The 18515-nt window shown below is 66.4% G+C and carries 17 protein-coding genes and 1 pseudogene; 10 read left to right on the top strand and 8 right to left on the bottom strand.

Going from position 1 to position 18515, the window contains the following annotated elements; translation table 11 throughout:
• Window positions 1-30: 30 nt before the first annotated feature.
• The 4 genes from selA (at window position 31) to GXK59_RS07035 (ending at window position 4644) form a co-directional block, all read left to right on the top strand.
• Window positions 31-1362: an L-seryl-tRNA(Sec) selenium transferase gene (gene selA, locus GXK59_RS07050; RefSeq protein ID WP_160665495.1), complete on the top strand. Its 1332-nt coding sequence runs from the start codon at window positions 31-33 to the stop codon at window positions 1360-1362.
• Window positions 1363-1365: 3 nt separating this feature from the next.
• Complete coding sequence (gene selB, locus GXK59_RS07045; protein WP_160665493.1) at window positions 1366-3159, top strand: selenocysteine-specific translation elongation factor; 1794 nt, start codon at window positions 1366-1368, stop codon at window positions 3157-3159.
• A gap of 378 nt (window positions 3160-3537) precedes the next feature.
• Window positions 3538-4158, top strand: a complete 621-nt coding sequence (locus tag GXK59_RS07040; protein WP_160665491.1) for a hypothetical protein — start codon at window positions 3538-3540, stop codon at window positions 4156-4158.
• Between the two features lie 69 nt (window positions 4159-4227).
• Entirely contained in the window at window positions 4228-4644 is a 417-nt protein-coding gene (locus tag GXK59_RS07035; RefSeq protein WP_160665490.1) for a DoxX family protein, read from the top strand.
• An 88-nt stretch (window positions 4645-4732) separates the two neighbouring features.
• On the opposite strand, the gene GXK59_RS07030 is transcribed toward GXK59_RS07035, so the two are convergent.
• Window positions 4733-5755: an LLM class flavin-dependent oxidoreductase gene (locus tag GXK59_RS07030; protein WP_160665488.1), complete on the bottom strand. Its 1023-nt coding sequence runs from the start codon at window positions 5753-5755 to the stop codon at window positions 4733-4735.
• A 233-nt stretch (window positions 5756-5988) separates the two neighbouring features.
• On the opposite strand from GXK59_RS07030, the gene GXK59_RS07025 reads away from it, so the two are divergent.
• Entirely contained in the window at window positions 5989-6429 is a 441-nt protein-coding gene (locus tag GXK59_RS07025) for a rhodanese-like domain-containing protein (protein WP_237393810.1), read from the top strand.
• 167 nt (window positions 6430-6596) lie between these two features.
• Here GXK59_RS07025 and GXK59_RS07020 read toward each other — a convergent pair whose 3' ends face one another.
• Complete coding sequence (locus tag GXK59_RS07020; RefSeq protein ID WP_160665486.1) at window positions 6597-7172, bottom strand: MarR family winged helix-turn-helix transcriptional regulator; 576 nt, start codon at window positions 7170-7172, stop codon at window positions 6597-6599.
• 222 nt (window positions 7173-7394) lie between these two features.
• Here GXK59_RS07020 and GXK59_RS07015 point away from each other — a divergent pair, with 222 nt between their 5' ends.
• The gene (locus GXK59_RS07015) at window positions 7395-8351 is read left to right on the top strand and encodes an FUSC family protein (protein WP_160665484.1); all 957 of its coding nucleotides are present in this window, start codon (window positions 7395-7397) and stop codon (window positions 8349-8351) included.
• Window positions 8352-8508: 157 nt separating this feature from the next.
• Here GXK59_RS07015 and GXK59_RS20645 read toward each other — a convergent pair.
• Window positions 8509-8749, bottom strand: a pseudogene (locus tag GXK59_RS20645) (IS21 family transposase); the annotation flags it as partial.
• Window positions 8750-8896: 147 nt separating this feature from the next.
• Between GXK59_RS20645 and GXK59_RS07010 the strand changes: the two are divergent.
• Window positions 8897-9190 carry a hypothetical protein gene (locus GXK59_RS07010; RefSeq protein ID WP_160665481.1) on the top strand — a complete coding sequence of 98 codons (294 nt, stop codon included), beginning with the start codon at window positions 8897-8899 and terminating at the stop codon, window positions 9188-9190.
• 92 nt (window positions 9191-9282) lie between these two features.
• Here the strand turns inward: GXK59_RS07010 and GXK59_RS07005 are convergent, their stop codons facing one another.
• From GXK59_RS07005 to GXK59_RS06985, 5 genes are all read right to left on the bottom strand, one after another.
• Complete coding sequence (locus GXK59_RS07005) at window positions 9283-10329, bottom strand: MsnO8 family LLM class oxidoreductase (protein ID WP_160665479.1); 1047 nt, start codon at window positions 10327-10329, stop codon at window positions 9283-9285.
• Window positions 10330-10647: 318 nt separating this feature from the next.
• Window positions 10648-11370, bottom strand: a complete 723-nt coding sequence (locus tag GXK59_RS07000) for a heme peroxidase (RefSeq protein ID WP_160665477.1) — start codon at window positions 11368-11370, stop codon at window positions 10648-10650.
• Window positions 11371-11536: 166 nt separating this feature from the next.
• Window positions 11537-11890, bottom strand: a complete 354-nt coding sequence (locus GXK59_RS06995) for a DUF898 domain-containing protein (RefSeq protein WP_237393809.1) — start codon at window positions 11888-11890, stop codon at window positions 11537-11539.
• A gap of 130 nt (window positions 11891-12020) precedes the next feature.
• Window positions 12021-12683 carry a DUF4352 domain-containing protein gene (locus GXK59_RS06990; protein ID WP_160665475.1) on the bottom strand — a complete coding sequence of 221 codons (663 nt, stop codon included), beginning with the start codon at window positions 12681-12683 and terminating at the stop codon, window positions 12021-12023.
• A 45-nt stretch (window positions 12684-12728) separates the two neighbouring features.
• Complete coding sequence (locus GXK59_RS06985; protein WP_160665473.1) at window positions 12729-13388, bottom strand: hypothetical protein; 660 nt, start codon at window positions 13386-13388, stop codon at window positions 12729-12731.
• Window positions 13389-13625: 237 nt separating this feature from the next.
• Between GXK59_RS06985 and GXK59_RS06980 the strand changes: the two genes are divergently transcribed.
• Genes GXK59_RS06980 through GXK59_RS06970 form a run of 3 tightly spaced genes read left to right on the top strand, consistent with a single transcriptional unit; the run spans window position 13626 to window position 18465 of the window.
• On the top strand, window positions 13626-15692 hold the full coding sequence (locus GXK59_RS06980; protein ID WP_160665471.1) for a hypothetical protein: 2067 nt from the start codon (window positions 13626-13628) through the stop codon (window positions 15690-15692).
• A complete protein-coding gene (locus GXK59_RS06975) occupies window positions 15692-17320 on the top strand; it encodes a class I SAM-dependent DNA methyltransferase (RefSeq protein ID WP_160665469.1) in 1629 nt (542 codons plus the stop codon). Before GXK59_RS06980 ends, GXK59_RS06975 begins: the two co-directional genes overlap by 1 nt.
• On the top strand, window positions 17317-18465 hold the full coding sequence (locus tag GXK59_RS06970; RefSeq protein ID WP_160665467.1) for a restriction endonuclease subunit S: 1149 nt from the start codon (window positions 17317-17319) through the stop codon (window positions 18463-18465). The genes GXK59_RS06975 and GXK59_RS06970 overlap by 4 nt, the downstream gene beginning before the upstream one ends.
• The last annotated feature ends 50 nt before the right edge of the window (window positions 18466-18515 follow it).

Below are 18515 nucleotides of genomic sequence, written 5' to 3'. Positions count from 1 at the left end.
GCACGCAATGCCGCGGAAGGAAGAGGGACTGTGGACCAGGTCGATCCCCGCCGCCTGATTCCGCGCACAGACGATCTGCTGGCACTGCCGGCCGTCCGCGCGGCCCGGAAACGCCTGAGTGCACGGCTCATCAGCGAACTCGTCCGGCACACCCAGGAGCAGGCGCGGCGCGGTGAACTCGATCCCGGCCAGGTGGAACCGGCCCTGCTGGCCGCCGTCGCTGCACGCACGGCGACCACCCTGCGCCCGGTGCTCAACGCAACCGGCGTAGTCGTCCACACCAACCTCGGCCGCGCCCCGCTGTCGGCGGCCGCGGTTGAAGCACTTGTCATAGCCAGCGGCTACGTCGATGTGGAGCTCGACCTGGCAACCGGCAGCCGCGCCCGCCGCGGCGCCGGTGCCCGGGCTGCATTGCTCGCCGCCTGTCCCGCTGCCGAGGACGCGCTGGTGGTCAACAACGGGGCTGCGGCGCTGGTGCTGGCCACCACGGCCCTCGCCGCCGGCCGGGAGGTGGTGGTGAGCCGCGGCGAACTGGTTGAGATCGGTGCCGGCTTCCGGTTGCCGGACCTGATCGAATCAACGGGCGCGAGGCTGCGCGAGGTGGGCACGACCAACCGGACGCACCTGCGGGACTACGCCGGCGCCCTCGGACCGGCCACCGGCTGCGTACTCAAGGTCCACCCGAGCAACTTCCGGGTGGACGGATTCACCTCCGCTGTTCCATTGGAAGAACTGAGCCCGCTGGCTGCGGCGCACGGGGTTGCCCTCGTGGCCGATCTCGGCAGTGGACTGCTGGCGCCGGATCCGCACCTTCCCGAAGAACCGGACGCTGCCACCGCGCTGGCCAGCGGGGCCGACGTCGTCATCGCCAGCGGGGACAAACTGCTGGGCGGACCCCAGGCCGGTTTGCTGCTCGGCCGGACGGAGATCATCTCCCGGCTAGCACGCCACCCGCTCGCCCGAGCGGTGCGGGCCGACAAACTTGCCCTCGCGGCGCTGGAGGCGACGGTCGCGGGCGAAGCGCCGCCGGTTGTCCGGGCCCTGCACGCGGACCCGGAGTGGTTGCGGAACCGTACCGACCGGCTCGCCGCGGCCCTCGGGGTCCCGGTCGTCGCGCACGACGGCCGGGTCGGCGGCGGCGGCGCACCCGGTGCGGCCCTGCCGGGGTGGGCGCTCCGGCTCCCCGAAGCGCTCGCCGGCCCCTTGCGTACCGGCGACCCGGCCGTGCTCCCGCGCGTCCACGACGGTTCCTGCCTGCTCGATCTGCGCTGCGTACCCGAAGAGGACGATGACCGGATACTCGACGCGGTGCGCCAGGCGCTGGCAACCCTCAACGGTTCGGATGCGGGCAGGGCGGTCTGAACCGTGCATGTCGTTGCCACCGCCGGACACGTCGATTGCGGCAAAAGCACGCTGGTGCGCGCGCTTACCGGCATGGAGCCGGACCGCTGGGAGGAAGAGCGGCGCCGCGGGCTGACCATCGACCTGGGCTATGCCTGGACCACGTTGCCTTCCGGGCAGGATGTTGCCTTCGTGGACGTACCGGGCCACGAACGGTTCCTCGGCAACATGCTCGCCGGAATCGGACCGGCTCCCGTCGTCTGCTTCGTCGTCGCTGCCGATGAAGGCTGGCAGGCGCAGTCAAGCGACCACCGGGACGCCGTCGCTGCGCTGGGCATCGAGTACGGCGTCGTCGTCGTCAGCCGGTCCGACCGGGCGGCGCCCGGGCAGGTTGGTGAAGTGCTCGCCCGGACCCGCAGAGAGCTGGCCGGGACAGGCCTGGCGAATGCGCCCGCAGTGGCTGTGTCTGCCGTCGAGGGCACCGGCCTGGCCGAACTGCGTGCCACGCTCGACGGCGTTCTGGCCGGGGTCCCCGCCCCCGCCAGCACAGGGCGGCTCCGGCTGTGGGTGGACCGCTCCTTTACCATCAAGGGTGCCGGAACCGTAGTGACCGGAACATTGGCGGCGGGGACGCTCGCTCAAGGTGACCGGCTGCAGCTGCTCGGCCACGACGGTTCGCGTTCCGTGGTTGTCCGCGGCCTGCAAAGCCGCGACGAGTCATACTCCTCGCTGGGGCCGGTCAACCGGGTGGCGCTGAACCTGCGCGATGTTTCCGCCGCCGACGTCCGCCGGGGAGACGCGCTGCTGACTCCCGACGCGTGGCCTGTCACGGGCGTCCTGGGCATCCAGCGCACGACCGGTGTGGCCTACACGGACGTACCGGAGCAGCTCATGGTGCATGCCGGCACTGCCGCCGTGCCGGCCCGGCTGCGCCCCTTCGGTGCCGACCACGCCCGGATTGTCCTGGACCGGCGCCTGCCACTGGTGCTCGGTGACCGTCTGGTGTTGCGTGACCCCGGGACCCGCTCGGTGCTGGGCGGCGCGCAGGTGCTCGACGCCGATCCGCCGGCCTTGCGGCGGCGCGGGGACGGCGTCCACTGGGCTGAGCGGCTCGCAGGCATGGACGCCGCCGGAGACGTGCTTGGGGAAGTGGCAGGCCGCGGGGCCGTCCAGGAAGAACACCTGCGTCGGCTCGGGCTGTTGTCTGCGCACGAGGCGGCGCCCCCCGGCGTCCGGGTTCTCGGCGACTGGTGGGTGCACGCTCCCCTCTTCGAGGCCTGGCAGCATCGGCTGCGCACGGCCCTCGGGGAACTGCATGAGCGCGATCCCCTCGCCCCGGGCCTGTCCCGGGGCGCGGCCCGGGACCTCCTCAACCTGCCCGATGAGCGGCTTCTTTACCCGGTCATCCGCGAAGCAGGTCTCGAACAGGAGGGCGGCAACGTCCGGCTGCCAGGCACCCAAGGCAACCTTGGCGCCGTCGGGCCGGCGGTCGCGGAGCTGGAGCGCAGGCTGACCGCAGACGCCTTCCATGCCCCGGAAGCCGATGAGCTGGCCGCGCTGGGCCTGGGCGCCCGGGAGCTCGCTGCCGCCGAGCGCGCCGGGCGGCTGCTGCGGTTGCGCGACGGGGTGGTGCTGCTGCCTACGGCACCGGCCTTTGCGATGCGCGCTCTGGCCCGCTTGGAGCAGCCCTTCACCACGAGCCAGGCACGTCAGGCCCTCGGCACTACTCGACGGGTCGCGGTTCCGTTGCTTGAATATCTGGACTCACGCGGCTGGACCCGGCGCCTGGATGCGGGTCACCGCACCGTGGTGCGGTGACCCGGGGCTTTTAGCCTCTCGCCCCGAAAGGCGGCGAGTCCTACTGTGAAACCATGGACGCCGCAGCAGCTAACGACTTGGCCATTCCGCCGGTCTCAGTGCACCGTCCCACGACGGTCGCTGAAGACACCATCACCCTCGCCGCCGGGGTCTGGCTCCTCGCCGGGACGTACGTGGACGGCTGGGCCCACAATAACCTCCACGACCTTGAGACCTTCTTCACCCCCTGGCACGCGGTCCTCTACTCGGGCTTTGCTGCCTGCGCCCTCTGGCTCGCGGCCCTGACATGGCGCCGGCACGCACCGGGCACTCAGCGCGCCGTTTTCCGCCGCATGGCACGCGCCAGAGCGGTCACGGCCACAGCTGGTGCCGGCCTTCGTGAGCGCGATGCTTTCCGGCATGGTTGCGGCGTTCATCCTGCAGGAGTTCGCTGTCTTCGCGCGCCATGGGCTCGTCCAGACGTACACCGGCTCCGCAGCCCAGCCCACGGTGACGGCTCCGACGTCGGCGGCCATCCTGGTCGCCTTGGGATCGTTCTTCGTCTCAACGGTCGTGCTCTTCGTGCCCGTCCTGTTGCTGTCGCTGCGCTGGCGCCTGAACGCGGCGGTGCCCGCGGCCATGGCATTTGTCCCCTCCGTAGCGATGCAGCTTATGGTCCGGATGCGGGACGCCTGGCTCGTGCCGGTGGCCCTCGTCGGGTCCGTGCTCGTGGGAGTGGTGTGGGCGGTGGTCCGCCCGGCCCCGGGCCGCCAGGCAAGGCTCATGACCGCGGCGGCGCTGTCTCCCGTCGTGTTTTGGGCGGCGTACTTCGCCGGTGTGGCGCTCCACGATGGGGCCCTCAGCTTCACTCCCGAGATTTGGGGCGGGACGCTCGCCTGGACTGGGATCGAGATGCTGGGACTGGCCGTGCTCGCGCTCAAAGGGGGCGCTCCGGCAGGCGCAGCACCTGCGATAGCACAGCCGACGCCTTCCCGTGACGAGTTCGTCCCGCCGACGTAGAATCGTGCTGGACAAGGAGCGCCGGGCGGCGAAGCGCCACGGCCAATCGAACGGGACCCCAGCAAGGGCATGCACGCTATGGGCTTCCGCCCAGCAAAACCCAGCGCCATCCTCGCGGGCGTGGGTGAAGCAGGAGCCGGGGTTGCCTTGGCTCTGGGACTGGCCACTCCGGCCGCCGGCGCCGCCGCTGCCACCACGATGGGCGTCGCGGCCAGCGTCCATGCCCCAAACGGCTTCTTCGCCACAGAGGGCGGACTCGAGTACCCTGCGGTACTGGGCCTGGCCGCAGCATCGTTCACCATCGGAGGGCCCGGACCCTTCTCCCTGGACTCGCTCACCGGTCATATCCTGGACCGGCCCTGGATGCGGGCGGCTGCCTTAGCCGTGATACCGGCAGCCATCGGGATCCAGGTCTACCGCCGGCGTAAAGCCCTGGCCAACGACACGGTGGCACCGGGTTCCGGAACCCCGGCGCAAGAAGGCTAAACCCACCCCGACACGCCTTGGCCACCCATGCATTGGCCAACCGCGCCACTAATTCAGCAGTTTCCCAGGGGGAATCTGCCACGCGGGGTCAGCGCCAGCCGAGCTGCGGCGCCACATCCTTCAGAATCGACTCGATGACGTGGGCGTTGTAGTCGACACCGAGCTGGTTCGGGACCGTGAGCAGTAGGGTGTCTGCCGTGGCGACCGCCTCGTCCTCGGCTAGCTTCGCGGCCAGCTCGTCCGGGGCACCCGCGTACGACCGGCCAAAGACCGCGCGCGTCTTCTCGTCGATGTTGCCCACCTGGTCGGAGCTGTGGCGGTCGCGACCGAAGTATTGCCAGTCGCGCTCGTCCGTCAGTGCGAAGATGCTGCGGCTGACCGAGACGCGCGGCTCCCGCCCGTGCCCCGCCTCCTTCCAGGCCTGCCGGTAGAGCTCGATCTGCTCGGCCTGCTGGACGTGGAACGGCTTGCCGCTCTCGTCATCCTTGAGCGTGGAGCTCTGCAGGTTCATGCCGAGCTTCGCCGCCCAGATGGCCGTGGCGTTCGAGCCGGAACCCCACCAGATGCGCTCACGCAGGCCCTCCGAGTGCGGCTCCACGCGCAGCAGGCCCGGAGGGTTCGGGAACATGGGGCGGGGGCTCGGCGCCGCGAAGCCCTCGCCAGTGAGCACCTCGAGCAGGCGCTCGGTGTGCCGGCGGCCCATATCGGCGTCCGACTCGCCCTCAGCGGGGACGAAGCCAAAGTGACGCCACCCGTCGATCACCTGCTCGGGTGAACCCCTACTGATGCCCAGCTGCAGCCGGCCGCCCGAGATCAGATCGGCCGCGCCGGCGTCCTCCGCCATGTAGAGCGGGTTCTCATAGCGCATGTCGATCACGCCCGTACCAATCTCGATGCGGCTCGTCCGTGCCCCGATGGCTGCGAGCAGCGGGAACGGGGAGGCGTACTGCCGCGCGAAGTGGTGGACGCGGAAGTACGCGCCGTCCGCCCCCAGCTCCTCGGCCGCGACCGCGAGGTCGATCGCCTGCAACAGCGCGTCCGACGCGCTGCGCGTGCCGGACTCCGGGTGGTCGGTCCAATGGCCAAAGGACAGGAATCCTATGTTTTTCACACCACAAGCCAACCTCTTGTCGGGGGTTCTTATTCCCGCGGGGCCTCAGCCTTGCAGCTCCTCCCGAGGCACGGGCGAGGCCACCGGGCAACAGGGTCGGGCATGGCACGTATTGCCTGGCTGACGTGTATTGACATGATTCCCTCCATACCCTTGGATTGATGACCAAAATAGCTCATAGTTCCGCTTGGGGTGGAACGACCGACGGATCAGCAGGCAGAGCGAGGAAAGCCGTGAAGCAGTGTGATATTTCCGATGACGGCGTTCCGATCTGCCAACGGGCTTTAGATCCGAGCGATTCCCCTGCGGCCCTTACGATCGACGAATTACTACTTGAGAGCCGCATGGGGCTCGAGCGTGTTCACGCTTCGGATCTTGAGCGGGAGATGGCAGCGGGCTCCCTTGTTGTCGACACGCGGCCGGTCGATCAGCGAGACCGCGACGGTGATCTTCCGGGAGCGGTCGTTATTGACCGAAACGTTCTCGAGTGGCGGCTGGACCCTTCCAGCCCCCACCGGCTCCCGATCGCTGACGACCCCGCACGGCGGATCGTGGTGGTCTGCAATGAAGGTTACAGCTCCAGTCTCGCTGCACACACCCTGCGACGGCTGGGACTGACCCGTGCGACCGACCTTATCGGCGGTTTCCAAGCCTGGGCAGCGTTGCGCAAATAGTCCCTCTAAACAAGCTGCCGGCGTCCGGAGTCAGCAGGGCTGATGCTCACCCGAAGCGCGCGGTAGTTCTTCGTCCTCAGGTTGGAGCAGAGCGCCGTTGGTGGTCTACCACGCGGAACCCGGTAGCGCGTCGGCTGATGCTCACCCGAAGCGCGCGCTGCTGCGGCTCATCCGGAGGGATCGAGCGCGCCGTTCCGCCGGTCCTTGCTGGACCCGGCTTGGTGGCCTCGTCCTTGCTCCCACACGGAGGTCAGTGCCCGCAGGGGATCGACCAAGCCCTCGATGGCCCAGGCCGGGGCTTCAGCGAGTAGGGCATCCTCGAGGGCGAGCTGGGCGGGAATCACCTCGTCCACGAGCGCGGCGCCAGTGTCCGTGAGGACGAGCAGGGACGAGCGGCCGTCGGCCGGGTTGGCCGTCCGGCTCAGCAGTCCGCGAGCCTGGAGGGCGTTCAGCCGCATGGTGATCGCGGAGCGCGGGGCAAGCAGCGTCTGGGCCAGCGTCGTTGGGCTCAGAGGTTCGCCCGTACGGCGCAGCGCGGAAAGCACGTCCAGCTCGCCGCGGGTGAGCCCGTAGTCGGCGAGGAAGGCGTCGCTGGCTTCGAGGATGAGGCGGGAAGCGCGCAGCACGCGGTGGATCACCCCGAGGCTGGTGAAGCTCAGGTCCGGGCGCAGCCGGGCCCACTCACGCTGCATCCGGTCCACGACGTCGCCATGAGCGGGCAGGCCGTCTGCGTCCTGATCCATCCGGCTCCTCCGCGCCCCCGTGGCGGTCGCCTCGGTCAACCACAATAGTAGTTCATAGGTGTAGTAACCTTGAGGTACTTCATTCCTGTACCACCTCGGAAGGTTAAAATGACGCAGGCCACCCCCACGCGGTCCTGGTGGGCGGCAGTCTTCGACCTGGGCCCGCATGCCGGCGCCCATTGGACCGCCCTGCGCGCAAGCCTGGCGATCTTCGTGCCGCTGGTGGCTTGCTTGGCGTCCGGTCGCGGCGACCTGCTGCTGTATGCGGCGATCGGTGCCTTCGCCGCCCTGTACGGCCGACACGAGCCGGCTCGGGTACGCCTAGCCATGCAGGCGCAGGCGGGCCTGGTGCTGGTCTTCGGCGTCGTCGTCGGCGCCCTAGTGGCGACCGTCCCGTTCCGGCTCTGGCTGCTCGTCCCGGTCGCGGCCGCCTGGGCCGGCGTCGCGGTAGTGCTAGCCGAGCTGGGCCGATGGCATCCGGCCGGAGCTCTCAACCCGGTCTTCGCCCTCACAGCCTCGGCCACGGTCCCGATCGCGCTGAGCACGGTGCCCGCAGCCGCCCTCGCTGCGGCTGGCGCGGCCGTCTTCGCGCTGCTGCTCGCCCTCCCGGGTCGCACCGCCCGCGACGGCGGCGACCCGGTGCGGTATCGGCTGTCGTGGCGCGGCCTACGCCCGTCCGACCCGGTGGGCCGCCACGCCGCCCGCTATCTGCTCGGTATCGCCGCCGCCGGCCTCGCCGTCGCGACCAGCGGCATCGGCCACCCCTACTGGACCTTCGTCACGGCATCCGTCCCCATGTCGGCACCCGACCTGCACGCCCGCCTCACGCGCGCTGCCCAGCGGGTGATCGGCACCGCCGCCGGCCTCGGCGTCGCAGCCCTCGTCCTGGCCGCCCACCCCAGCAGCTATGCCGCGATCATCGTGATCGCCGTGCTCCAGGCGTGCACCGAGCTGACGACCGGGCGCAACTACAGCCTCGGCCTGGTCTTCTTCACCCCGATGGCCCTTCTGCTCGGCGATCTCATGCTGCCAGCCCCGATCGGCACCCTCCTGACTGAGCGCGCCCTCGAGACCGTCATTGGCCTCACCATCGCCCTAGCCGCCACTGTCATCACCCACGAAAGGCGCACTCCTACGAGCCGGACCCCACCGCGCGATCATCTGCTCGACCACGTGTAAAGGCGGCCACGTGGTGGCGAACCTGCCCTCAGCCGCGGGGCTCCTTGTCGCGTGGCGTGTTCAGTAGAGGCTCGATCATCGGCAGATGAGTGCACTCACAACCCGAATAGTGAATTGTCCCCGGTCGTGGAAAGCGGACAGGATCCGGGAGCGGTATGCGCTGCTTCTTCGGCGCCGTCGTGTCCTCCGTCAACATGGCATCGATCGCGTATTTAAAGGCTTCCAGCCGGGGCGACGACCTCACGGCAGTCTTCCGCGCCGGCGGGAGAGGATCCGACAATGCCTGCCGGACGGTTTCCCTGCCGCTCTGATACCGCTTAGCCAGCCCACGGATGGACAAACCCTCAACGCGGGCGTCTCAACGGGATCTTGGCAAACAGCTCCATGCGCACCCTCATCCGGACATCCCAATGCAACACTGCCGGGTTGTGCGCATCAGCCCTATCCCTCTCCGGCGCTCCTGAAAGTCCCCCGGTTGCGTCCGGGTCATACCTGAGCTGCCGGGCATACGCTGAGGTGATTGGGGCTTTACGAAGGATGAACCAATGACCGGCAGCAGCGAAGACAGCTTCAACGGCTTTATAGTTCCGAACCCGTCAAAGTTCAGCGAGGACCTCCCGGGCGACGTCGGCGACGAAGCGAACGAGATCCGCTTCAGCGAAGAGGAAGCCCTGATCGAGGAACAAGCCCACGGCATCTTTCCGGATACTTACAGCGTCCCCGGAATGCCCAATATGTCCGAGGCGATCGGGAACATCGAAGTGCCCCCGGAGGACCTCGGCGCAACACCAGACAGCGACGCCAGCGACGACCCCCTGCACGGCGGCGCCGAGCAGTAGCTCCTCCACCGCAGCCCATTTATAGGACCGGGCCAGGCCGGAATGGCTGCTCGCGCTGGGAGGGCGCTAGGTGGCGTCAAGTCAGGTGGGCGTCAATGGGATGCCGCGAATCCACGGCGGTCTTCCGTGCTGCGGCGCTCGTCTTGGGGGAAGAGCCCGGCCAGGATCCGATCGGATTCCGCCTGTGCCGCGACGTCGAAGGCTCCGCCTGTGATCAGCAATTCGTCGGCTCCGGAGGTCGCGATCAGGCGTTGGACTTGGGTCCGCACCTCGGAGGCCGTGCCGTAGAGCGATGTGGACAGGCTCATTTCGACCGCTTCCTTTTCCCGGAGAGTCAGCCCGGCCCACTCGGTCGGACCCACAGGCGCCAAGGCAGCGAATTCGCCGGTGGTCCGGGAGCGGGCCAGCGCGACGGCTTCGGGCAGAAGCAGTTCCCTCGCCGACTGGCGGGTGGCGGCCACTGCTACGTTGGCGGAAACCAGGATGAAGGGCCGCTCGAACCAGCGTGATGGACGGAACTGTGAGCGATACCTTTCCAGCGCCGGGAGGGTGCCGTTCTGATCCGTCCGGAACACGGCTGGCCCGCCCAGCACCACAGCCAGGCCGGCGCGGGCTGCAATATCGATTCCCGAACCGGTGGCCAGCACGAATACCGGTGTAGCCGAATCGTTCCGCGGCCGGGCAGTGATGGGCGCGGCTCCGGACAGGTAAGCAAGCAGTTGGGCCAGCTGGTCTTCAAACCGCTCCGCGTCCTGTTTCCCGGAGCGCAGCGCATTCCGGACTGCCGGGGTGAAACCCACAGACCGGCCAACGCCCAAGTCAATCCGCGCGGGATGCAGAGCCTCCAGCGTGGCCGCCTGTTCGGCCACCACGAGTGGTTGGTGGTTGGGAAGCATGATGCCTCCTGAACCGACCCGGATGGAGTGCGTCCGGGCAGCAACGGCGGCCATCAGCACGGCCGGAACGGAACCGGCAATGCCTGGCACCGCGTGGTGCTCTGCGACCCAGAAGCGGTGGTAACCCCATTCCTCGGCCCGCTGGGCCCGTTCCAGCACCCGGTTCAGGGCGTCCGCAGCAGGAAACCCGTCCCTGGCGTTGGCACGGTCGAGAATGGAAATCCGGGGAAGGGGAAGGGCCATACTGCTGGAACCACTCCGGGCGCGGAAGAATTCCGCACCGGAACGCGGGTACGGAGTCCGGGTCCGACACTGTCCAACCTAATGTGCGCGGACGGCCGAGGGCCGCTCCCCGGGGCTCAGGCGTTCTGCCAGTGGATCTTCTCGTCCGCGGCCGCCTTGCCGGTAACTGGTGGCGCGTTCCCACGAGACTTCCTCGAGCAGTTTCCCGACCATCGGCATCGCAGTATCAGGCAAGACTTTCACAAGCATTCCTCCTCCAGCTCAAGCGAAGTAGTCCCCCACTGCGGCACCCTTGCCTAGACGCCTATTCAACGCTCGTTAGTTGAGCTCATCCGCCCTGAAGATTTCGCGACCCGATACATGGCGCCAGATCACGTGGTCGAGCCTTCTCGGCTGCGTTGGGTAGTTTTCTGCAACTTGTCCGATCAGCTCGGCCGTCTGCATAGGTGTGATGTCTTTGCCTTCCAAGCCTGCGTGCTCTTTCACGAAGCGGATGACCATTCGGTCAGGCTTCACGGACTGGAACCCGCAAAGAATAAGGAAGTAGTTGAACGTGACGCCAGAGGACTGGCTCGGCAAACACAGCCAATTCTTCTTGAGTTCAGCTAGGGAATTGTCCATGGAGTACGCGGAATGGACGCCTTCCCGAGTCGTGATGTCCAGCTTGTTCTGGAGCGCCTCAGCGGCTCGCTTGACGACCTCGGCTTTCAGCAGAGCGTTTGGCCTAGTATGAGCGGGCTTGTGGTTGTTCACAAGATCTGCCCAGCCAGCACTTCCCCCGGCTTCCTCGAAAGTAGCCAGCAATTCTTTGGTGCCGTCCTGATGAGCGTCACCACCCTGACCGAGCCGGTACGCCCGATACTCGCTCACGACGTTGATGACACTTTGGTAGTGCGAACCCGTCGAGAAGATGGAATCGATAATGGAAAGAGCCAGGCTGTGCGGATAGCCTCCTGCCGTAATCCAACGCGACTCATCACCGAACAATGACCGGCATTTTTCTGTCAGTGTTGCTGCTTCAGAACTGAATTCATATGTCATATCCGGACTCTAGCAGCAGCAATAGAAATGATTGTCAAAGGGTAAGCGCTGCACACTTCCGGGAAACCGGGGCTAGGGCCAAAGGAGCAGTTTCCCACAATCGCAAGATTCCCGGGGCCTGCAAAAGAAAAAGCCCTGCACCCCGAAGGGTGCAGGGCCGTTCTGTCTACGCGAAGACGGTCTTTTCGACCTTCCACTGCATCAGCCTGGGGTAGACCCAGAAGGTGTAGACGCCAAGCGTGATGATGCTCAGGAGCGCCCATTTGATCCACAGCCCGAAGATGCCCCATCCGGTGCCGACGAACTGAAGCTGCCGGCCGTGGAGGTAGGTGTTCTTCGCCCGCCACCGTTCAACGAGGACCAAGGCGAACGGGTAGCAGATCCCAATTGTGCAGATCGTAATCAGGACGCCAAGGATCTGGGTGCCGAACCAGGAAGCAGCCCCGCCACGAAACTGATAGATCTGTGCCGCGGTGACGGCCCCGGGGGCCACCATGCTTCCGGCTTCTGCGACGGGCATTTGCCTATACGCCGAAACGTGCTCTTTGTTGATGCTCAAGGAATCCCCCAATAGATAACGCGAAAGTGAACAGTTGAACTGTAAGCGGCGCGAGGGAGCCGGGCATCCCGGACACGGCTCCTTAGGCGCCCTACCCCGGAATCTGGATCCGTGCGGCTTCCTGCATCAACGGGGTGGAGATCATGACGATCGAAGCACCGGGCGCGATATCGAATGCAATGAATCCGCGAGTCTTGTCACCCGGCAAAACGTCGCCGGAGCCGAGCTGGTTGTCCGCGAAGAGGCTCAGATCCGCTTTGCGCCCATTAGCGTCCTTGGCCGAGAAGTAGAACGGGTTGGAGCTGGTCTTGCCCGTCTCCGTTTCCCACAGGACGTCGAGGAGCAAGTAGCTTCCACTCTTGGGTGCCGTCGCGAGGGCCGTGGTCGTCACAGCGTCCGTGCGGACGGCAGAGACAATCGTGATCTTCGCGACGTTGCCGTTGCCCATCTTGACGCTGAACGGAGCGCCGACGGCGGGTCCGGCCGGCGCCGCCGGTGGAGCAGCAGGGGCAGTCGGCGCTGCTGCAGGTACAGCTGCTGCCGAAGAAGCGGGTGATGCTGCCGCAGGAGCCGAGGCCGCAGCCGCTGGGCTGGCATCGCTGGCCTGCTTGGAGCCCCCGGAGCAGGAGCCCAGGGCGATTCCCAGCACGAGGACACCGGCCGGGACGAGGAAGCGCTTCTTCTTGAAGAACGGCCGGGGCTGAGGCGCTGCCACCGCAGCGGTCATGGGCTGTTCCGAAACTTCGTGGGACATGGGATGCCTTTCTAAGGTGAATGAATGATGTGAAGTGTGGGACTGCTACTGCTTTTCCCATTTGCCGCAGCGGCTGGACTTGAAGTCCTGCCCGCCGGACAGCGCCACTGAGGGCCGGCCGCCGCCGGGGAGATCGTTGTCGATAATGTTGCTGCCGTTACTGCCGGTCGCGTAGATACCCCAGTAGCAGGAAGAGCCGACGTCGGCAGTGGCCCGGTAGGTGCCGGCCTCGATGTCTTTGCCCACTGTCCAGGTGCCGTCGGCGATAGTGTTGGCTGCCTTGGTCTTCTCGGCGCCGGTCACCGCCTCTTCGCGCTTCTTGACGGCCGCATCAGCGCTCTTCACGGCTGCATCCGCCTTGCCGACTTCTGCTTCGCGTGCCGTGACCTTCGCCTCGCGGGCGGCCATGCCGTTCTGCAGAGTGTCGTACTTGGACTTCATCGACTCGTAGCTGGACTTGACCGAGTCCCGGTCCGACTCCAAGGACGCCTTCTCCCCCAGGAGAGCCACGTAGGCGTCGCTGGACTTCGGGTCGGGCAGCGTCGTGCCGATACCGACAGCGCCGGCCAACAGCGCCAGAACAGCTACCGCGGGGAGGACCCTCTTCTTCCTGACAGCCTTTGCCGCGACCGATGACGGTCCCGACACCTGCGGGCCTTCATAGAGCTGCGGCTCGTCGGCCTGGTTGATATCAGTGTTCGGCATGATCTCTTCCTCTGTTCATGGGTGGCTGCTGAGCGGCGGCGGGATACCGATCCCCCAATGCGTGGTTCCCCGCCGCCGTCGCAGCACCGGAAGATTCCTCCGTAGCTGCAGAATCGAAGCTACGGCGCCTCCGGAGTAACGGGACGAACGAAGTCTGATAACCCCCGTTATCAGCACTTCACCGGAATAGTCGCCGCGCACCGCTAGGCTGGGGGTCGACGTCGTAAGGAGGCGGAAATGAATGAAGCAGAAGCCCTGCGCATGACCCTCTCGGACGTTGCCGCCCTCGCTCAGGTCCAGCGCCCGGTCGTTTCCATGTGGCGCAAACGCAGCGCCGCGTCTGAGCACCCGTTTCCGGAACCCACCGCGCTCGACGGCGGGCGGGAACTCTTCGAGGCCGACCACATCGCCGCCTGGCTGGCCGCCACCGGACGTGGGAACAACCCGGAAGCCCGCAACGACGTCGCCGCTTTCGCCCGGATGCCCGGCACCGCTGCCGGTGGCGCCCCGGAAAACACCTTCGACGCTCTCACGGCCCTGCTGACGCTCAAGGCTATGACCGGCGACTCGGTGGGTCAGCTGAGCCCGGATGAACTGCTGGACGTTGCGGACGAGTGCGATCCCGATGACACGTTCCTGTATTCGGAGCTGGAGGCCCAGAGCACGTCGCTTACCTCTACGGCAAATTTCGCGGACCGGCTGGTGGACAGTGCCTACAACGCGGCCGCCGCCTTCGAGCAGCTGCTGGCCGCACGGTTCCGGGCGGGGCTGCGGGAGCACTCGGATACCGCCCTCACCGAATCCGCCGTGGGGCTGGTTGCCGCTGCGGCCGTCGAACTGGCCGCAACACTCGGCGGAAACTCCGTGTTTGCCGACTCCACCCGCGGCGGCAGCGACCTCCTGATGGGCGTCGCGCACGCTGCCGGCGAGAGTGCCCCCGTCACGTTTCTGACAGCGGACGACGACGGCGGCGGTGCGGGCCGCCTGGTGCGTCGCCGCCTGCGCGTGCACGGTGTGGACGGCGGACAGATCCGCGTCGATGCAAGTGGCGAGTTCGCCGTCCATGGACCTGTAGTCCACGTGGCGCAGTACCCGTCCCCTGGCCAACCGGGCATGGACGCAGTTCAGGTTCTCTCGGCGGTGGAACACCTTGTCCTGCAGATGGACGATCAGCAGCGGGCTGTCGTCATCGCCCCGGCCCGGGTTCTTTGTGATGTGCCGCTGGCCACCGGGGCCGCCGGCCTCCGGTCCGGACTTCTGCGCTCCGGCCGAGTGCGTGCCATCGTGCGGCTACCGCAGGGATTGCTGCGTTCCAAGCCACGCGAAGCTCAGGCGCTGTGGGTGCTGGGGCCGTCGTTCGCTGAGGTACCCATTGCGGAGCGGTGGACCATGGTGGCGGATCTCAGCTCCCGCGTCCTCGCTGAAGACGTCAGCCAGGACCTCATCAGCGACATCGTCGCGTCGATGGGTGACCGCGCCACCATTCGTGCCCACTCCTTCCGCTTCGCCCGGCTGGTACAGACCAGACTCCTGCTGGCCAACCGGAAGTCCTTGGCGACAGCGCCATCCCATGGCTCGGCTCAGAGTCCCTCCGGCGCCGAGGCAGCCCTTCGGGTGGAGGAACTCGAGCGCATGCTGCAGACCACACGGCCCGAGCAATCCGGTGAGGTGGCTGTGCTCACAAGGGATCCAAATGCGAAGGCGCGACCCGTCTCCGTCCAGGACCTCATCACCTCCGGCAACCTCAAATACATCAAAGGGAACCGACTCGAGGACGCGGACTTGACGCCACGCGGCGGTACGCGAGTCCTGGGGCCGGCCGAGCTGCTCAACCCGCACACCGCCCCGCACCGCCACCTCAGCCTCATGGACTTCGCCGCCAGCAATCCTTCCGGCCGCCTCACCGAGCCCGGCGACGTCGTCTTTTGCACCAGCCCAAGGCCCGCCGCCCTTGTGGATCGAGAAGGTGGCTCCGCCGTCGTCTTCCCCGCCCGCGTGCTGCGTCTCGATGCCGGTGACCCCGGCGGACTTCTGCCCGACGTCGTCGCCGCGGACATCAACGTCCTCCCCGCGGCGGACAAGTCCTGGCGCCAGTGGCGCCTGCGCCGCGTCCCCGAGGCCCAACGGACCCAGCTCGCCGCGTCGCTTGCCCGGCTGCAACACGGGCAGAATCTGGCGCGCGAACGCCTCAAACGGTTTGAAGAACTCGCTACCCTGATTACGGACGGCGTAGCGGGCGGAAGCCTCACCCTGACAGACCCCAGTACTAAGCTCGCCGAACCACAGACCGAAGGAACCCAGTAATGCCCCCGAAAATGAAGGTGGACCTCGCCCCGTCCACCATGAAGGAACTCAAGGACACCCTCTGGAAGGCCGCGGACAAACTGCGCGGCTCCATGGATGCCTCCCAGTACAAGGACGTGATCCTGGGCCTGGTGTTCCTGAAGTATGTGTCGGACGCGTTCGAGGAGCGCCGCGGGCAGATCCAGGCCGAGCTGGAAGCAGACGGGCTCAACGAGGAGCAGATCGCCCAGCTGATCGACGACGTGGACGAGTACACCGGCCGCGGCGTGTTCTGGGTCTCGGAACGGTCCCGCTGGACCTACCTGGCCGAAAACGCCAAGGGCCTGCCCGCGATGGACGGCGCCGAGGCCAAGTCCATCGGACAGCTCATCGATGAAGCCATGGACCTCATCATGGCGAACAACAAGTCTCTGGCCGCCACGCTCCCCCGCATCTACAACCGCGACAACGTGGACCAGCGCCGCCTCGGCGAGCTGCTGGACCTGTTCAACTCGGCCCGCTTCACCGGCCAAGGCGCCAGCAAGGCCCGCGACCTGCTCGGCGAGGTCTACGAATACTTCCTGGAGAAGTTCGCCAAGGCCGAGGGCAAACGCGGCGGCGAGTTCTACACCCCCGCCGGCGTCGTCCGCGTCCTCGTCGAGGTCCTGGAACCCCACAGCGGCCGCGTCTACGACCCCTGCTGCGGCTCCGGCGGCATGTTCGTCCAGGCCGAGAAGTTCCTGGCGGCCCACAATATGGAGGGCTCCGACATCTCCGTCTACGGCCAGGAGCTCAACGAGCGCACCTGGCGAATGGCCAAGATGAACCTCGCCATCCACGGCCTCAACGCCAACCTCGCCTCCCGCTGGGGCGACACCTTCGCCCGTGACCAACACCCCGAGCTGACCGGCAACAACGGCGCGGACTTCATCATGGCCAACCCGCCCTTCAACATCAAAGACTGGGCCCGCTCCGAATCCGACCCCCGCTGGAAGTACGGCGTCCCCCCGGCCGGCAACGCCAACTACGCCTGGATCCAGCACATCATCTCCAAACTGGCCCCCGGCGGCAGCGCAGGCGTCGTCATGGCCAACGGCTCCATGTCCTCCAACTCCGGCGGGGAAGGCGAGATCCGCGCCCAGCTCGTGGAGGCGGACCTTGTCTCCTGCATGGTGGCACTGCCCACCCAGCTCTTCCGTTCGACCGGCATCCCGGTGTGCACCTGGTTCTTCGCCAAGGACAAGTCCGCGGGTCCGAAGGGCTCCGTCGACCGCACCGGCCAGGTACTCTTCATCGACGCCCGGAACCTGGGCTACATGGTGGACCGCGCCGAACGCGCCCTGTCCGACGAGGACATCGCCAAGATCGCCAACACCTACCACGCCTGGCGTGGGACTGCCTCCGCAGTTGAGTCCGGGATGACGTACGACGACGAAGCCGGCTTCTGCTACTCGGCCAGCCTCGCGGAGGTCAAAGCTGCCGACTACGCGCTGACGCCCGGCCGGTACGTCGGGGCGGCCGATGTTGAAGACGACGGCGAGCCCATCGAAGAGAAGATCGCTCGGCTGTCGAAGGAACTGTTTGCGCAGTTCGAGGAGTCGGAGCGGCTGGCCGCAGTTGTGCGAGAGCAGTTGGGGAGGGTCGTATGACCACGATCGAAACTCTTGGGCAGCTCATCCAGGAACAGGGTGGTTCAATAAAGACCGGGCCTTTCGGTACGACGCTGAAGGCGAACGAGTATTCCGAAACGGGCGTTCCGATCATTTCAGTTGGTGAAGTCGGTTACGGGTCGCTGAGTCTGAGAAGGGATACTCCGTGTGCGCCCGCGGAAGTGACGCAGCGCCTGCCAGAATATTTGCTCGAGCCCGGCGACATCGTATTCGGACGAAAGGGCGCGGTTGACCGATGCGCTTGGGTCAAGGAATCAGAGAATGGCTGGTTCTTGGGATCCGATGGTATTCGGCTCCGACTCCCATCTTCTGTGGACTCCCGTTTTGTCGCCTATCAGTTTCAGGATGAAGCGACAAGGGCGTGGCTACTGCAGCACGCTTCAGGGTCAACCATGTTGTCGCTAAATCAGAAGATACTTGAGCGTGTGCCACTTCAACTCCCGAGCATCGATACGCAGAGGGCGATAGCGGAAGTGCTGGGGGCACTCGACGACAAGATCGCTGCCAATGTGCAACTCTCTGCAACTACCGAGGAATTCCTTCAGGCCTCATATCGGGGACTAGTTCAGTCTTCGCCGTCCCTACCAGTCCCGGTGGAGACTTTGGTCCACCGAATCCCACCCAAGCGGAAATTTGCGAAAGAGGAACTGCTCACGCAGGGTGACTACCCTGTATTCGACCAGAGCGACTACGGTTTCCTCGGCTACCTGAATGGCGAAGGGTTCTTGGAGGCGAGTGCAGACCAGCCGGTCATGTACTTTGGCGACCACACATGCAAGCTGCGAATCGCCGCACAAAGATTTACCGTTGGGCCCAATACTGTACCGTTCGTCGGCTCTGGAATTCCTACACTGACGCTGTACTGCGCATTGAAGGGCTTGCAGAACCATGAGGAGTATAAGCGGCACTGGCAACTGCTGATGAAAAGGGAAGTTTCGGTGCCCGATGACCAAACATCGACTGCCTTCGCATTACGCCATGGTCATTTACTTAGCGTTCTAAAGAGCGTGAGTCAGGAGAGCGCGTGCTTGGCCGCCACACGCGACGCACTTCTACCCCCGCTCATGTCCGGCAAGCTGAGAGTCAAGGACTCCGAGAAAGTGCTAGTGGACGCCGGAGTATGAGGTCGGAGGCGCTGAGCTGAGCCCAGCGTCTCCGACCTCGAAGCAGGATT

The sequence above is a fragment of the Pseudarthrobacter sp. ATCC 49987 genome (assembly GCF_009928425.1).
Classification (GTDB): domain Bacteria; phylum Actinomycetota; class Actinomycetes; order Actinomycetales; family Micrococcaceae; genus Arthrobacter.
Note: the sequence above shows the minus strand (reverse complement) of the source record. Positions and strands in the feature narration are given on the sequence as shown.

Coding starts and splice junctions, on each gene's coding strand:
- GXK59_RS07035 (WP_160665490.1), top strand. CDS start 4,228: ATGCACGCTATGGGCTTCCGCCCAGCAAAACCCAGCGCCATCCTCGCG.
- GXK59_RS07020 (WP_160665486.1), bottom strand. CDS start 7,172: ATGGATCAGGACGCAGACGGCCTGCCCGCTCATGGCGACGTCGTGGAC.
- GXK59_RS07010 (WP_160665481.1), top strand. CDS start 8,897: ATGACCGGCAGCAGCGAAGACAGCTTCAACGGCTTTATAGTTCCGAAC.
- GXK59_RS07005 (WP_160665479.1), bottom strand. CDS start 10,329: ATGGCCCTTCCCCTTCCCCGGATTTCCATTCTCGACCGTGCCAACGCC.
- GXK59_RS07000 (WP_160665477.1), bottom strand. CDS start 11,370: ATGACATATGAATTCAGTTCTGAAGCAGCAACACTGACAGAAAAATGC.
- GXK59_RS06995 (WP_237393809.1), bottom strand. CDS start 11,890: ATGCCCGTCGCAGAAGCCGGAAGCATGGTGGCCCCCGGGGCCGTCACC.
- GXK59_RS06990 (WP_160665475.1), bottom strand. CDS start 12,683: ATGTCCCACGAAGTTTCGGAACAGCCCATGACCGCTGCGGTGGCAGCG.
- GXK59_RS06985 (WP_160665473.1), bottom strand. CDS start 13,388: ATGCCGAACACTGATATCAACCAGGCCGACGAGCCGCAGCTCTATGAA.
- GXK59_RS06980 (WP_160665471.1), top strand. CDS start 13,626: ATGAATGAAGCAGAAGCCCTGCGCATGACCCTCTCGGACGTTGCCGCC.
- GXK59_RS06975 (WP_160665469.1), top strand. CDS start 15,692: ATGCCCCCGAAAATGAAGGTGGACCTCGCCCCGTCCACCATGAAGGAA.
- GXK59_RS06970 (WP_160665467.1), top strand. CDS start 17,317: ATGACCACGATCGAAACTCTTGGGCAGCTCATCCAGGAACAGGGTGGT.